The organism is Runella zeae DSM 19591 (assembly GCF_000423565.1).
Classification (GTDB): domain Bacteria; phylum Bacteroidota; class Bacteroidia; order Cytophagales; family Spirosomataceae; genus Runella; species Runella zeae.
On record NZ_AUIF01000011.1, the window covers coordinates 297063 to 312613 of the forward strand.

General features: G+C 40.9%; 14 protein-coding genes. 7 read left to right on the forward strand and 7 right to left on the reverse strand.

Annotation, left to right across the window (positions count from 1 at the left end; genetic code table 11):
- Nucleotides 1–58 precede the first annotated feature (58 nt).
- From G563_RS0104775 to G563_RS0104785, 3 genes are all read right to left on the reverse strand, one after another.
- Nucleotides 59–751, reverse strand: a complete 693-nt coding sequence (locus tag G563_RS0104775) for a LytR/AlgR family response regulator transcription factor (protein WP_028664303.1) — start codon at nucleotides 749–751, stop codon at nucleotides 59–61.
- Nucleotides 748–1818 carry a sensor histidine kinase gene (locus tag G563_RS33735; RefSeq protein WP_169579714.1) on the reverse strand — a complete coding sequence of 357 codons (1071 nt, stop codon included), beginning with the start codon at nucleotides 1816–1818 and terminating at the stop codon, nucleotides 748–750. The genes G563_RS0104775 and G563_RS33735 overlap by 4 nt, the downstream gene beginning before the upstream one ends.
- 681 nt (nucleotides 1819–2499) lie before the next feature.
- Nucleotides 2500–2697: a hypothetical protein gene (locus tag G563_RS0104785; protein ID WP_028664304.1), complete on the reverse strand. Its 198-nt coding sequence runs from the start codon at nucleotides 2695–2697 to the stop codon at nucleotides 2500–2502.
- A 155-nt stretch (nucleotides 2698–2852) separates the two neighbouring features.
- Between G563_RS0104785 and G563_RS0104795 the strand changes: the two genes are divergently transcribed.
- Both G563_RS0104795 and G563_RS0104800 read left to right on the forward strand, forming a co-directional pair.
- Nucleotides 2853–3374, forward strand: coding sequence for a uridine kinase family protein (locus tag G563_RS0104795; RefSeq protein ID WP_028664305.1), 522 nt, complete (start codon nucleotides 2853–2855; stop codon nucleotides 3372–3374).
- A gap of 77 nt (nucleotides 3375–3451) precedes the next feature.
- The gene (locus tag G563_RS0104800) at nucleotides 3452–3853 is read left to right on the forward strand and encodes an Hsp20 family protein (protein WP_028664306.1); all 402 of its coding nucleotides are present in this window, start codon (nucleotides 3452–3454) and stop codon (nucleotides 3851–3853) included.
- Nucleotides 3854–4058: 205 nt separating this feature from the next.
- On the opposite strand, the gene G563_RS0104805 is transcribed toward G563_RS0104800, so the two are convergent.
- Nucleotides 4059–5609, reverse strand: a complete 1551-nt coding sequence (locus G563_RS0104805) for an OmpA family protein (RefSeq protein WP_028664307.1) — start codon at nucleotides 5607–5609, stop codon at nucleotides 4059–4061.
- 130 nt (nucleotides 5610–5739) lie between these two features.
- On the opposite strand from G563_RS0104805, the gene G563_RS33740 reads away from it, so the two are divergent.
- Nucleotides 5740–7452: a VRR-NUC domain-containing protein gene (locus G563_RS33740; protein ID WP_051210767.1), complete on the forward strand. Its 1713-nt coding sequence runs from the start codon at nucleotides 5740–5742 to the stop codon at nucleotides 7450–7452.
- Nucleotides 7453–7476: 24 nt separating this feature from the next.
- Here the strand turns inward: G563_RS33740 and G563_RS0104815 are convergent, their stop codons facing one another.
- The 3 genes from G563_RS0104815 to prfA all read right to left on the reverse strand — a co-directional run bounded on the left by G563_RS0104815 (nucleotide 7477) and on the right by prfA (nucleotide 10293).
- Nucleotides 7477–8601, reverse strand: a complete 1125-nt coding sequence (locus G563_RS0104815; RefSeq protein ID WP_028664308.1) for an acyltransferase family protein — start codon at nucleotides 8599–8601, stop codon at nucleotides 7477–7479.
- 98 nt (nucleotides 8602–8699) lie between these two features.
- Nucleotides 8700–9128 carry a (4Fe-4S)-binding protein gene (locus G563_RS0104820; protein WP_028664309.1) on the reverse strand — a complete coding sequence of 143 codons (429 nt, stop codon included), beginning with the start codon at nucleotides 9126–9128 and terminating at the stop codon, nucleotides 8700–8702.
- A gap of 88 nt (nucleotides 9129–9216) precedes the next feature.
- Nucleotides 9217–10293 carry a peptide chain release factor 1 gene (gene prfA / locus G563_RS0104825; protein ID WP_028664310.1) on the reverse strand — a complete coding sequence of 359 codons (1077 nt, stop codon included), beginning with the start codon at nucleotides 10291–10293 and terminating at the stop codon, nucleotides 9217–9219.
- 284 nt (nucleotides 10294–10577) lie between these two features.
- Here prfA and G563_RS0104830 point away from each other — a divergent pair, with 284 nt between their 5' ends.
- From G563_RS0104830 to G563_RS0104845, 4 genes are all read left to right on the forward strand, one after another.
- The gene (locus G563_RS0104830) at nucleotides 10578–12980 is read left to right on the forward strand and encodes a 3-hydroxyacyl-CoA dehydrogenase/enoyl-CoA hydratase family protein (protein ID WP_028664311.1); all 2403 of its coding nucleotides are present in this window, start codon (nucleotides 10578–10580) and stop codon (nucleotides 12978–12980) included.
- A gap of 79 nt (nucleotides 12981–13059) precedes the next feature.
- The gene (locus G563_RS0104835; RefSeq protein WP_028664312.1) at nucleotides 13060–14139 is read left to right on the forward strand and encodes a GRAS family protein; all 1080 of its coding nucleotides are present in this window, start codon (nucleotides 13060–13062) and stop codon (nucleotides 14137–14139) included.
- Nucleotides 14140–14148: 9 nt separating this feature from the next.
- Nucleotides 14149–15144, forward strand: a complete 996-nt coding sequence (locus tag G563_RS0104840) for a phosphotriesterase family protein (protein WP_028664313.1) — start codon at nucleotides 14149–14151, stop codon at nucleotides 15142–15144.
- A 159-nt stretch (nucleotides 15145–15303) separates the two neighbouring features.
- Complete coding sequence (locus tag G563_RS0104845; RefSeq protein WP_028664314.1) at nucleotides 15304–15540, forward strand: PspC domain-containing protein; 237 nt, start codon at nucleotides 15304–15306, stop codon at nucleotides 15538–15540.
- The last annotated feature ends 11 nt before the right edge of the window (nucleotides 15541–15551 follow it).

Consider the following 15551-nt stretch of genomic DNA (forward strand, 5'->3'; position numbering starts at 1 on the left):
ATTTTTGAGAAGAAGGGTAGGAGTTATGCGAAGTACGTGTCTGTTTTACAGGAAACATTCATGAAGAATACCGATTGAAAAACTCGTCGGCGTATGTTCTTCCAATCGGAAACTCGTTTTCACCAATGAAAATAGTGGTTCCTCGAACTGCTTCGATCTTGCTGAAAGGCACGATAAAACTACGATGCACCCGCATAAAATCAGTCCCATGCAATTTTTCAACCATGTCTTTCATGGAGATTCGCGCTACTATGGTTTTGCGGTCTTTGATATAGACTTTGAGATAATCGGCCAAGCCTTCGATGTAGAGAATATCAGCTATCGGAATTTTTACCAAACTAAAATCGGCGCGGATGAAAATGTTTTTTTCAGCCTCATACGCCCTTTTGTTTATGTAATCAAAGTACTCCTGTGCTTTGGTAACGGCTTGCGTAAAGCGTTTTTGATTGATCGGTTTGAGTAAATAATCAATCGCATTCAATTCGTAACTCACGACGGCATATTCACTGAAAGCAGTGGTGAAAATCACCATTGTATCTTGCTGCAATGACTTTATTAGACTTATCCCGGTCATGGAAGGCATATGTATATCGCAAAAAATCAAGTCGATCGGAAATTTTCGCAAATACCGGAGAGCTTCACTCGGTTGCGTAAATGTTTTTACCAACCTGACGTTTTCACTTTTATCGCACAGCGATTTTATCACGTTAAGCGCTAACGGCTCATCGTCAATGGCAATGGCGTGTATCATTGTAAATTGATAGATAAAGAGACAAAGAAATCTTTTTCGGTTTCATTAATGACCAGCAAATGTTTTGAGGGATAAATCAAATTGAGCCGATTTTTTGTATTTTCAATCCCCAAGCTGCTTTTTTCAGAAATGTCCCGTTGCAAAGCCACTTTTTTATTCATTACACTTAGCTGAAACTCCGTTCGGTCCACCGTTATTTCAATTTTAATGTGGCTTTTCTGTTCGGAGTTTACACCGTGTTTAAATGCATTTTCAATGAACGGAACAATCAGCATCGGAGCAATTCGTAAATCGGGAACGGTAGTCAAAGAATAATATTCCAATTTCACGCTTCGGTCTAAACGCAATTTTTGCAATTCTATAAAATTGGTAATGTAGTTTAGTTCATCTTCCAACAATACAAAATCCTGTTGCGTATCTTTCATCGAATAGCGCATCATCTCCGAAAGTCGGTCGACCATATCCGCCGTTTTGGGCGAGGTATCGATGGCGGTAGCGTAAATATTGTTCAATGTGTTAAATAAAAAATGCGGATTGATCTGTGATTTGAGCGACGCAATTTGTGCCGATAGTTTTTCACTTTCCGTTTGTTTTAATCGGTTATAAACGGTCCATAAAATAGAGGACACAATCGATAACAGCCACAGTAAAAGAGCGTTAACAATAATGACGGGGAAGATTTTTTCAAGCGGCGGATTGGTTACGGGTACTAAAACAGGAATAAGGCCGGAAAAGAAAAGTATGCCGCCAACGATGGAAAATACGACTGTTATTGCCAGCAACAGAAATAAAAAATACCCCCAGTAGTTGTTGACAAGCAGATACTTAGGAGTAAGGTAAAAGTAGTTAAAATAAAAAAGGACCAACAGCATCGCACTTAAGATCAGGCAGAGTAAAAGGTATTTTTTGTCAGACGAAGGGTCTAACGCATTAAAAAGCTGATCGCTGGAAATGTAAGGAATAACCAGTAACAATACCCATATGATGGCATGGGTAGCCATCGTGAACCGTTTAATCTTCATAATTACTTTGATAATGGACTGTAAACAAAGATAGAAGGCGGTCACTTCAAAAAATATGAGAAGAAGGAAAGGTTTTTGTAGATGTTTGAATAAACCTCCAAAACGATACTCTTCTTATTTTGGTCTCTGTTATGCAGGAAGAAACAAATCAGAAGGAATGGATGTCAATTATGATTTCAATCGATATAAAAATGATTGCAACTGTCTTGAGTTGAACCCTTTTTATTCTTTCTGTTTTGAGGATCATTCTGTTTATCATAAAATTCATTATAAGGCAGCTTTTTAGGCTGATTTTGCGGGAGATGTACCGATTTAAACACTAGTTTATTTCGGTACACTCTTGGTTCGTTTCACATTTTCTATTCATCTGCCTCTTCCCATGTATTGATTTTAATAAGGACTTTGTGTAGTTCACCCCCCCCCCACACAATAGTCCATGTAAGTAATCAAAAGAACTCCCACTATTCAAAGGGGTGCATTTCAATTTTATGCTGCTTGTATTAGTAGCTGCGTGACGGAATTCTAATCATTGGACCTTTTACGGAATAATTTGTAATTCATCCGATTCAGATTGGTTTTATAGTACTCCAAAAGTTTTGGAGGCTCGTTTTTTGTTTCAGTGGACAACTTTTTGATTTTCAATATATGTTGATGTCATTTTGAGTAGTTCCCTCCAATAATTCAGTTTCCTGAGGCTGAATCCCCTTGTTACGTGCGGCCTCTGAATCATACTCCCGTCAATAGATGCATATACATGGCAATCGTTTTTTTTCGCTTATCAGCCGAGGTACTTTTTTTCAAGCTAGCGTGCATAACTTGCCCTCCAAGTTCTGTCCAAATTTTGACAAAACCCTCCTTATACTGTAAATCTGTTAGTTTGTCGTATTGTGCGTTAGGAAGGGCAAGAAATTCTTTGCGAGTCATGTCAGTAAAAATTCATATTTTTACTAATAAAGCGAAGTTAATCCAGCTAATACGTGAGGATATATGTTTTTTTTACCTGTATAGCGCAAAAAACGAAGTTTTAAAATGGGGGGTGAATCAATAAGTTTGTATCTATACTATTCTTTAAATTAACGATGATTATTGGCATTGGCGGATGCAGTCGCTCAGGAAAAACAACCTTAGCCGAAACCTTAGTTTGGCACTATCGCACCCAAAATAAAACGGCGATTGCGCTGCATCAAGATGATTTTGTAAAAAAAATAAAAGAGCTTCTGCTGATTCAGAATCAAGCAGATTGGGAACATCCTGCTTCTGTTGATTTCGAGCTTCTCCAAAAAGCAATTATGTTTTTCAACGAATCGTTTGATGTGGTAATCTTGGAAGGAATACTTGTCTTCGCGGATGCTGAGATGAATCTTAATTATGATTGTTGTTTTTTTAATACAATCTCAAAAGAAACTTTCTATAAACGGCGATTGGCCGAGACGCGTTGGGGAAAAGAACCTGAGTGGTTTCTTGAACATGTGTGGGAAAGCTTCTTAAAATATGGTCAGCCGCCATTGATTGTAAAAAATATGATGGTCTTAGATGGGGAAAATCCGTATCAAATGGAGAAAATAGAGGAATTTTTGCGACATATTGGCAATGGGCTGTAAATGAATAGCCATTTTGTCAGTAAAAAATGCAGTGGTATGTTGTTTGAAGTATTTTAAGCAACAAGCCAACTAGCAAGATGAAAACGAAAATAGAAATTCCCCAAGATATTTTGACCGCCATAGATTTTGCCAATACCACAAATGGTGGCATGAGCGAACCTCACGTTGTGGTTGCACAACAAGAAGAAGGATATGATGTAAAAGTAAAGGCGGCAGGCTTAGAAGCTGATAGCTTTCAGGTTGATGTGTTGAACAATCGATTGTGGGTGTATCATTTGTTGCCTCTATTTGCTGAGCGTCCAGATGGTATGGACAACCTACAGACCGTTCGTACGATTGCCAATGTATTTTTACCGAACGACGTAGATTCAGAGCGTATTACGGCCCGTTATGATTTTAAATCCCAGCAGCTTCATATTCATTTACCTCATAAATATACCACCCGCAATTTCCGCCGACACATAGATATTGAATATTAAGAGCTGTCTCAAAAGTCTAGTAGCACCAAATTATCTTTGGCCTCTGTTCAACCTCACCCCCTAAATCCCCCTCTCCTTTCTGGAGATGGGGACTTTTGAAGCCCTTCTCCTAGCAGGAGAAGGGTTGGGATGAGGTGGAAACCAAAGAATATTTTGTGTCCTGTTATTTTTGAGACAGCCTCCTCTAGTTTTGGATTATGATATGTTATTTCTGTAGAATTTTGAACTCAACCCGACGGTTGACTTGCCGACCTTCCTCAGTGGTATTGGGTACTTTAGGCTTGGATTCTCCATATCCTTTGCTTTGTACGCGGTCGGGTTCGATGCCTTTTCCAATAAAATACTCTCTTACAGAATCGGCTCGGTCCTGAGAAAGTTTGATGTTGGCCGCATCACTTCCGACATCATCGGTATGCCCTCCAATTTCCAATACAAGCCCGGGGTTTTCGTTGAAAGTGAGTACCATACGGTCAAGTTCGGGATTTGATTCTGGTCTGATTTCCGCTTTTCCAGTATCAAAAAATAAGTTGTTCAAAACTCCTACTTCATTTACTTGAATAGGCACAAGCGTGAGGTTAGTACCAGCTACTTCTTTATAATCTTTGACGTTGGTTAAGTCAATGTTTTTTGCTTCCGCAATAAAATCCTTAGCCACCGCTCTCACACCGTATTTCAAGCCTTTGGGCAGTACGATTTTGTACTCTCCCGTTCGTGGGTCAGTTTGGGCAGTTCCGACTTCGGTACCATCGGCCAAATTTTCATAAATAATGCGAGCTTCGATGGGTTTTCCGGTTTTGGTATCTAATACTTTTCCACTAAGCATTACGACTGGCTCGGGAGCAGGCACGATAGGAGGGGCACTTGGTTCGTCGGATTTGATTTTAATTCTGACAATATCTCCTTTACCAAGCGTATTTTTTTTAGAAACCATGTAGGCATAATCGCCCGCTGCCGTAATAGTATAATAAGCATCATAGCCATCCGTATTGATTGCGGTGCCTAGATTGACAGGCTTAGACCAAATTTTCCAAGATTTATCGATTCGTTTGGTATAATAAATATCATTGCTGCCTTGCCCGCCCGTACGGTCGCTCGAAAAATACAACGTAGCCCCGTCAGAAGCGAGGAAGGGAGTCGTTTCCGTAAAATCATCCGTATTTACATCTAAACCAAGGCTTTGGGGTTTCGTCCAAGTGCCGTTTTTTTGAAGAAAACTCACATAAATATCATCTTTCGTGCTACGCTTTTTTTCGCTAAAAGCCATCAAAAGGGTTTTGCCATCATTCGACAAAAATCCACACATGTATTCGCCTTTACTCATATTTTCGAGATTGGGAATATTGAGTTTTTGAGGTGCCGACCATCCATTGGCGGTACGTTTACTGAACGAAAACCCGCGTGTTTGATAGGCTCCTTTGTCATAAGCTCCCATAATGAGGAGGGTGTTTCCGTCGGGAGTGACGCTATAAGCGCAATTGTATTCTTCTTTGTTGAGAGGTTGGGTCATACGGCGAGCCAGCCCCCATTGGTTGTTTGTTAGTTCAGAGTACCAAATATCTTGGCTTCCTTCGGGGCCGTGTGCGTTTTGGGGGTGGCTTACGCGCGCAAAAAACAAAGTTTTACCGTCAGGAGAAATGACAGGGTTGATTTCGTTGTATTCAGAATTGACCGAATTTCCTAAATTTTCGATTTTAGGCTGAGAAAATCCTACAAAAGACTCAAAGAGTAAGATAAAAAGAAGTGAGCTTGGCTTCATTATATTCAAAAATTAAGGCATGATTTCACTTGAAAGAGCTAATTTCATACCATTTTAACGAATTTGCATTTAAAATTGATATTCTAGTTGATTTTACTGCCGAACTTTGTTCCGAATCTCACTAATAGCTATGGAATCACTCCCATCTAAAGAGCCGACACCTGCGGCAGAATTGCCCCCCAAGTATTATTTAGAGTACTTTTTGTTTCTGGTCGAATTTGTTGAAAAGTTGTATGGTTCCATTTTAAATGAATCGGAAAGACAACTCATTGATGATTTTAGGGCTTTGCCCGAAGACGCCCAATGTCTTTTTGTGAGATTTAGTAATAGAAAAGGGCTATTTTTTAGGACTGCCAAACTAAAATACGCTGAAATAGAGGATATTCCTGCGGCATTGTATCAGCTAGAAGAGAAAGGTTTTATCGAAGCGCTTACCCCCAAGCACGAATCTTATGCGGAAGAGGTGGTGAATTTGTTTACCAAAGAAGAATGGGTAAAAATGGCTCCTCCTTCTGAACTTTCTCTCAAACCCCTCAAAAAAGCAGATTTGATACGGTATCTGACGCATACTTATACGTTTGAATTGCTCGTAAATCGTATTGAAGATACTGTCATCAAAGTCAAATATGAGGTAGAGGTAATGATGTTAAAGTTTTTGTTTTTTGGCAACCGCTACGCCGATATGACCGAATTTGTGATACGAGATTTGGGAAAGGTCAATTTTGAACGCTATCGAGACGACGCCTATACCGCACGCTTTGCTACCCGACAAGAGGCAGAAGACAAACTCATGGTATCTCTCACGGCCGAGCAGTTTTATGAAATGCAAGAAGAAGCTACACCAGCCGAAGAGATTTTTGATTGGTTTATGAATTGGCAAGCTTCGATTGGGCACTTAGGCGAAGTAGCCCAGCCTTCCTATATAAAATTAATCAATAGAGTCGCAGCTTACCTCGAACGACACAAACTTCCTGAGCAAGCACTTACGGTGTATCAGCTTACTGACCATATTCCTTCCAGAGAGCGGCGGGTTCGGTTGCTACATCGTATGGGATTTGTAGAAGAAGCCATTGCGCTTTGTGAAGCCATCGCGCAAGACCCTCAAAATGCCGATGAACGATTTTTTGCGCTTGATTTTCAAGAAAAAATAAACAGTGCCAAGAAAAAGGTTCGTAAGAGTGTTACCCGATTTTTGAAAGAATCTGAAAGTGTAACAATCTCCCCTGATTTTCGGCATCGTGTGGAGCAGGGAGTAGCGGAGTATTTTGTTTTGAAAGGTAAGCAAGCCCTTCATGCCGAAAACTACCCTTGGCGAGGATTATTTGGACTTATTTTTTGGGACATCATCTATGACACCAATGTGCAAGCGATTCATCATCCGCTTCAACGAATGCCTTCGGATTTTTACCAACCTGATTTTTTTCGTAAAAGAGCGCCTCAGATTCGTGAAAGATTAGCCGAACTTGAGTCTGTTGAGATCATAGCTCAAATTTTAGAAAGCACTTTTATCGAAAAGTTTGGGATTGCTAATGTCTTGGTAGATTGGAATGAAATTTTGTTGGAACTTGTAAAGCTAATAGCCCTTCACTTGACGCCCTTACAAATCCGGGCCATATTGCTAGAAATTGCCACCAATCTTCGAGAAAATACCCGTGGCTTTCCAGATTTGATGGTTTGGGATGAAAATGGATTAGAACTTGTAGAAGTAAAGTCACCTACCGATCATTTGTCGTCGCAGCAGCTACATTGGATGCAATTTATGGCAGATGTAGGAATCAAAGCGCGTGTACTGAGAGTAGAGTGGGGAGATATGATAGAAACAGGAGACCTCTCTATCACTTAAAGAGAGACCTCCTGTTTCTATTATTTATACTTTCAAAAACACTTTTTTCTTGTACAAAAACCATAGCATTAGCCACTCAACTATCACATAGCCAATGGCGTAGAAGACCTTTTGGTAAGGCTCAGAGAAGTACTTCACGATGCCTCTAAAGAGTCGCTCCGAAGTGTATCCAAAATCAATGAAATGCTGGGCCATGTAAATCAAAATAGAATTCATACCAATCACTGCCAGTATCCAAGCGTATCGATTCCAGCCTTGGATGTCAATAATCCAGTAAAAAATAGCTAACAAAATCAAACTCCATCCGCCTACAGTCATCACAAAAGAGCTAGTCCAGAGGTTTTTGTTGATGGGAAAAACATAATCCCAAAGTTTGCCAATAATCAAGAAAAGAATCCCGCCTATGAATAAGACGAGCACTTTTTGTTGGCGCGTAGTGGAGCGCTCATCTGCTCGAAGTAAGTTCCCCGCAAAAATGCCAAGTAAGCCAGTAGCTATGGCGGGTATGGTCGAAATCAGACCTTCAGGGTCATGAATGTCACGGTGCAAATGCCCCGGTATAAGCATATAGTCTAAATAGCTAACGGGATTACATTCAATAGTCATATGACCCGCGCCACATCCGGGTACGGGTACCAACATCACAAAAGCCCAATATCCAAGCAAAAGACCTACAAACCAGATATATTGAGTACGAGTATTGGTATAGATATAAATAATCTGAGCAAACATCCCCGCCAAGCCTATACGTCCTAACACACTCGGAAAACGCATGTCTTCTAAGGGTCTAATCTGAAGACCATTGTTGTAGATAATACCTAACAAAACCAGTGTTAATCCCCGTTGTATTACTTTACGAAGCAATTTATTGCGGTCGTCGCCGCGTTCGAGACGAGAACCCAACGAATAAGGTGCCGATACGCCCGCCAAAAAAAGAAATAAAGGAAAAATAAGATCATAGGCTCGAAATCCATTCCATTCGGGATGGGTAAGCTGCTCAGCCATGATGACAGCGCCTGTCCATCCTGTGGCTTTAGCAAGTAGATGAAATATCTCTTCGCCACCTGCAATCCAAAACATATCAAATCCGCGTAGGGCATCCAAAGAAAGCAACCGATGAGAGCGATGGTCGGTAGTGGGTTTAGTCATAGAGAAGTAGATAGAAGGTTAAGAAAAGAGCTTGTTGAGGAAAGTTTGTATTGATTTCTTTTACTACTACGAAAGAGTAGCTAGGAAATACTACTTAACTAGCCTTCAAATTTTGAAGTTATATGGGAGCCATCACAATAGGGCTTATTGCCTGATTGCCCACAGCGACAAAATGCCGTCACTTTAGATTTCTTAGACTCATTGCCTTGGGTATCCTTGACGGTCAGATTACCATATACAAGGAGCGGTCCATTGGGTAGCATTTCTATGACTGTATTTCCTTCTATTTCTACGGATTCTTCTATCTCATCATTCATATAATAAGACAACGCACCCGAAGGACATTTTTTTATCTGCTCCACAATAGTTTCCGTAGTACCACCTTCGAGAGTGACCCAAGGACGTTTGCGAGGATTAAAAACCAGAGGAAGGCCTTTAAAACAAATGGCGGAGTGAATACACATGTGAGGCTGCCATACCACCGTCACTTCCTCGTTTGTGTATTTTTTTGTGATTTGATTTTCCATTTAGTATAGATTTTAAGTGAAAATGAAAAGCCGTAAAAAACAACGAAATCTAATCAAATTCCACTTAAAATCTAATAGCGACCGAAATTTAGGCCGGCATGCCTTCTTTCATACGCTCGGCGTTTTCGGCAATGCGAAGTTGCTCAATAAAATCGCCAATTTCGCCGTCCATTACGGTTGGCAAGTTATAAACAGTATATCCGATGCGGTGGTCAGTGACGCGGCTTTGTGGGTAGTTGTAAGTTCGGATTTTGTCAGAACGGTCGCCGCTTCCTACCAATGACTTACGTTGAGAAGATACTGCGTCGTTTTGTTTTTTCAATTCCATTTCGTAGAGTTTCGAACGTAGCATATTCATAGCCCGTTCGCGGTTGCCGTGCTGACTACGCTCTACCTGACAAACCACCACTATACCCGTAGGTTTGTGAGTGAGTTGCACTTTTGTTTCTACTTTGTTGACGTTTTGTCCACCGGCACCTCCCGAACGTGAAGTGATGATTTCGATGTCGGCAGGGTTGATTTCTACTTCTTCTACATCTTCTACCTCAGGAAGTACGGCCACCGTAGCGGCTGAAGTATGTACTCTTCCTTGTGATTCTGTCACAGGCACGCGTTGTACACGGTGCGCTCCAGATTCAAATTTGAGCTTACCATATACATCTTCTCCTTCGATACTTGCGATGATTTCTTTGTAGCCTCCCGTACTTCCTTCGGTAAAGTCCATGATTTCCATGCGCCAGCCCATGCGGTCACAAAAACGCTGGTACATTCTGAACAAATCTCCCGCAAAAATAGCCGCTTCGTCGCCACCCGTACCTCCTCTGACTTCAAGAATTACATTATGACTATCGTTGGGATCTTTAGGAATCAACATTTCTTTTAGCGTAGCTTCCAGTTCTTCGGCTTGAGGCTGGAGTTCCGAAAGTTCGGCTTTGGCCAAGTCGCGCATATCTTCGTCGCTTTCGGTAGCGAGGAGTTCTTTTGCGCCATCAATATCACTCAGTACTTTTTTATAAGCTTGGTATTTTTGGACAATTTTATCCAAGTCTTTGTATTCTTTGCTCAATTTTGAGAAGCGTTTTTGGTCCGAAACTACTTCGGGCTGCACAATCTGCTGGGCTACCTCTTCAAAACGTTCTTTTATTGCCTCTAACTGTTCTAACATCGGTTGTCAATTGGTTAATTATGAATCAGTCAATGAAATACATCACCAAACTAATTTGAACCACAAAGTTACGATTTTAACTCCATACTTAGATAGATTTTCAATGAGCGTGTTTTACTTTACACCTCACTCCAAGAGAGGGGGTGATGTTATCAACTATTTTCTATTTTTTTAGACTTTTTTTAGTTATTATTTTTTGATAATAGTATGCTTGCATAATATTTTTTTCTATTTTTGACTTTCAAAAATATCCGATAGTATCCTTAAAATTGATAACTACATAGATGAACCGGAGTATTAAAAAAGTAGCCATCTTGGGCTCAGGTATCATGGGATCGCGTATTGCGTGCCATTTTGCCAACATTGGTGTAGAAGTATTGTTGTTAGATATTGTTCCGAAAGAATTAAATGCTGCCGAACAAGCCAAAGGACTTACCCTTGAGCATCCTGCTGTGCGTAATCGTATTGTGAATGATGCTTTTCAAAACACGCTCAAAGCTACGCCTGCTTCTTTGTATAGTCCCAAGTTTGCAAGTCGTATCAAACTTGGAAATTTTGACGACAATCTAGCCGAAATCAAAAACTATGATTGGGTATTAGAAGCCATTGTAGAAAGACTAGATATCAAACGCTCGTTGTTTGAGAAAGTAGACGCGCTGCGCAAACCAGGTACTCTAATCACCTCCAATACCTCAGGTATTCCGATTCATTTGATGGCGGAGGGGCGTAGCGAAGATTTTCAAAAACATTTTTGTGGAACGCACTTCTTTAATCCACCCCGCTATTTACGTCTATTTGAAGTGATTCCTGGCCCCCAAACAGACGCTAATATCATTGATTTTTTGATGCATTATGGAGAGTTGTTTTTGGGCAAAACAACGGTTTTGTGTAAAGACACGCCCGGTTTTATTGCCAATCGGCTAGGGATTCATGCTTTAGTTCAGACGGTACGCATAGCCGAAGAAATGGGCTTGACGGTAGAAGAAGTTGATAAGTTGACAGGCCCCGTAGTAGGCCGCCCCAAATCGGGAACATTTCGTTTGTCGGATGTAGTAGGGCTTGATATTACCGTCAATGTAGCAGGAAATTTAGCCAAAATACCACACGACGAATCGCGGGCCGATTTCAATATTTCGCCTGTTATAGCTCAACTCATGGAAAGAAAATGGTTGGGCGATAAAACAGGACAGGGGTTTTATAAGAAAACAAAAGATGAAAAAGGCAAAACGTTGATTTTGGCTTTGGATTTGAGCACGCTCGAATACAAACCATCGGTAAAAGTGAAGTTTGAGACGCTCGAAAAAACTAAGACCATCGACAATCTCAAAAAACGTTTTGGGGTGTTGCTCAAAGGCACCGACAAAGCGGGGGAGTTTTATCGGCGTACGTTTGCCAGTAGTTTCCGCTATGCTTCATTGCGTATTCCCGAAATTTCTGATGAGCTTTATCGCATCGATCAAGCGATTTGTGCAGGATTTGGCTGGGAACTTGGCATTTTCGAAACCTGGGATGCCGTTGGTGTACAAAAGATGGTCGAAATCATGGAGTCGTTGGAGGCTAAACCTGCTCAGTGGGTGTATGGTATGCTAGCAGCTGGCAACGAGAGTTTTTATAAAGTAGAAAATAGCCGCAAGCTTTACTACGATATTCCTTCGCAGTCTTACAAACCTATTCCTGGTCAAGAGGCGTTTATCATTCTCGAAAACAAATCACAAAATATCATTTGGAAAAATGCGGGCGCATCTATTTATGATTTAGGAGATGGTATTGCAGGGGTAGAATTTCACTCCAAAATGAACACTTTTGGGGCAGAAGTAGTAGAAGGGCTCAATCGTGCCTATGCGGTAGCCGAAAAAGATTTTCGAGGACTTGTGGTCGGAAATGAATCCAACGAAGCGTTTTCGGCAGGAGCCAACTTGGCGATGTTGTTTATGTTTGCTATCGAACAAGATTATGACGAAATCAATCTGATGATTGCGCAGTTTCAGCAAACCATGATGCGGGCGCGGTATTCGTCAGTACCTGTAGTGGTAGCCCCTCATACCTTGGCTTTAGGAGGAGGATGTGAGTTGAATCTGCACGCCGATAAAGTAGTAGCTCATGCCGAAACTTACATGGGATTGGTCGAATTGGGCGTAGGGTTGATTCCAGCCGGAGGAGGTACTAAAGAAATGGCCTTGCGCTGCTCAGATTTGTACCAAACTGGCGACCCTGAGCTGAATATCCTGCAAAATGCTTTTATGAACATAGCCCAAGCGAAAGTTTCTACTTCGGCCCAAGAAGCCGTAGAAATGAATTACATCAAAGCAGACCGTGACCAAATCGTACTGAATCGTAGTAGGTTGATTGCGGAAGCCAAACAAGCCGCAATTGATTTGGCCGAAAATGGTTATACTCAGCCCAAGCATCGCAACGATATTAAAGTCCAAGGAAAAACGGGTATTGCCCTCTTTAAAGCGGGGATAGCTAGTATGCGCATGGCCAACTACATCACCGACCACGATGCCAAGATTGCCGATAAACTGGCTTATGTGATTTGTGGGGGTGATTTGAGTTATCCACAGCAGGTGACAGAGCAGTATCTCCTTGATTTAGAGCGAGAAGCGTTCCTTTCTTTAACAGGGGAGAAAAAAACCTTGGAGCGAATGCAGGGATTACTGACAGGCGGAAAACCTCCGAGGAATTAATTCAGAATATTTGAGTTTTTATACAGTCACGGTGCATTTGCGCCGTGACTTTTTTAATTTTGAGCAAATACACTTTGACATGAAAAACCTTTTACCAATACTCCAAAACATCGCTCAACACCTACCTGACCAACTTACCGATGCGGATAAAGAAACCTTGGAGAATATATACCAAAACTCTCTCCAAGACCTTGACCATCCAGAAGCCATGTTTGGTTTTGTACTAGCCAAAGCGATGCGTCAGCATTTATCAGGTGGACAGTCCAACGAACATATTTATCTTCAAAAATTTGAAATACCCCAAATTCGATTGTTCGAGTTATTGATTCAGCAATTGCCCCTTGCTTCGCTTACCCAAACTTGCGCTAATGCGCTTTTGATTCAGAGTTTGACAAGATTTGAGAATCCCGTATTAATGGATATTGGTATTGGCACTGGAATGCAGATAGTGAATATGTTGCAGAAGTTGGCAAAACAGCCTGATAGTCAGATAAAACAATTGACAGTGGTAGGGGTAGAACCCTTTGCGGAGGCGCTTCAAACCGCCCAACACAATCTCACAAATCTATTACTTCCTTTTGAGGTAAATTTTGTTTCTCATCTGGCTTTGATTGAAAATATGAGCTTTGCCGAAATAGAGAGGCTATTGCCAACACATTATGATACTTTGGTAATCAATGCCTCATTTGCGTTGCATCATATACAAAAAGCGGCCGACCGCGAAAAAGTTTTTAGTTATATTCATAAGCTTTCGCCGCAGGTTTTTCTATTGTCAGAGCCCGTCTCTGATCATTTTGAACCTCATTATGGTACTCGTTTTCGCAATGCAGCACTTCATTATGGGTTAGTTTTTGAAGTGATAGATACATTGGAAATTACCCCTAAAGAAAAAGCAGCCCTAAAACTTTTTTTTAGTCGGGAGATAGATGATGTATTGGGACAAACCGAATCACTCAGAGTAGAAAAACAATACGCAACTTCGCAGTGGCTTCAACTTTTCAAACAAACGGGATTTGTGCTCCAAAAACCTCTTCAATCGTTTGAAACTCAAGAGATACAGGGAGTAGTATTGAAAGTAGATTTACCTGAACATTATGCCGTGGTTTTCAAAAATGAAGAAATAACCAATGTATTTTACACCAAACCATTTCAACCCTAAACTTTTGCTATGATTTCCCGTCGCCAATTTTTACTTGCTACTTCTCTCGTGCCTTTTCTACAAAAAGAAAGGCAAATCATGACTATCAACGGGGCAATGAGTACTAAACAAATGGGAAAAACACTTATCCATGAGCATTTGTTAGTAGATTTTATTGGTGCCGACCAAATCCACTCAGGACGATGGAATCGGAAAGAAGTATTGGAGGTGGTATTGCCGTATCTATTGGAAGTAAAGAAACAAGGCGTAAAAACACTCTTTGATTGTACTCCTGCATTTTTGGGAAGAGATGTAGTTTTACTACAACAAGCAGCTCAGGCAAGCGGCCTTCAAATCCTAACAAATACAGGATACTATGGAGCCGTGGATAATAAATATTTGCCAAAATGGGCATTTGAAGAAACCGCCGAGCAGTTGGCCGCACGATGGTGCGCCGAATTTGAAAAAGGAATAGAAGGAACTACCGTAAAACCAGGTTTTATAAAAATAGGCGTAAATCCTGCCCCCCTTTCCGACCTTCATCGAAAGCTTATACAAGCAGCGGGGCTTACTCATCTCAAAACAGGCCTGACTATTTGTTCACATACTGGGCCGGCGGTAGCGGCATTTGAAGAAATACAACAACTACAACGGCTAGGAGTGCATCTCAGCGCTTTTGTGTGGGTACATGCCCAAAATGAAACAAACAAAAATTTTTATACCAAAGCTGCTCAAATGGGAGCTTGGGTAAGCTTAGATGGCATAGGATGGGGTGATTGGGAAAAATATGCTACATGGCTTGATTTGCTCAAATCCAACAAACTCTTGCATAAAGTGCTGATTTCGCATGATGCGGGTTGGTATAAGCCGGGAGAGGAAAGGGGCGGAGAGTTTGTGGGTTATACCACAATTTTTGAGAAATTATTTCCGATACTTAAGACAAAGGGATTTGGCAATGATGATTTTGAGCAATTGTTGGTTCATAATCCCGCAGAAGCATTTAGCATAAGAGTAAGAAAAATATAACAAAACTCAAATTCTTCCTCAAAAATCACCGTTTGACTACCGCTTTAACCACTGATAAAGACTTTATTTGATTACTTGGTAATACATAGTACCTTTGAATCAACAATAACAGCCAAAGAAACAAAAACAGTCATTAAAACATTTTAAATACCTAAAGCCATGACAACGAAACAATTGCATAGAATCCCTTCGGAAAGTAAAATAGGTGGTGTAGCCGCTGGTTTAGCCGATTATTTTGGGATAGATATTACTTTGATGCGTATTTTGTGGATAGCGTCTTTTTTCGCTTTTATTCACGTCCCTGTCATCATTATTTACCTTGTTTTTTGGGCTATCATGCCTAAAGGTACTCGCCAAAATACTACATCTAACGTAGTAGAAGTGCCTCAGAGTTAAAAGAAGAATCA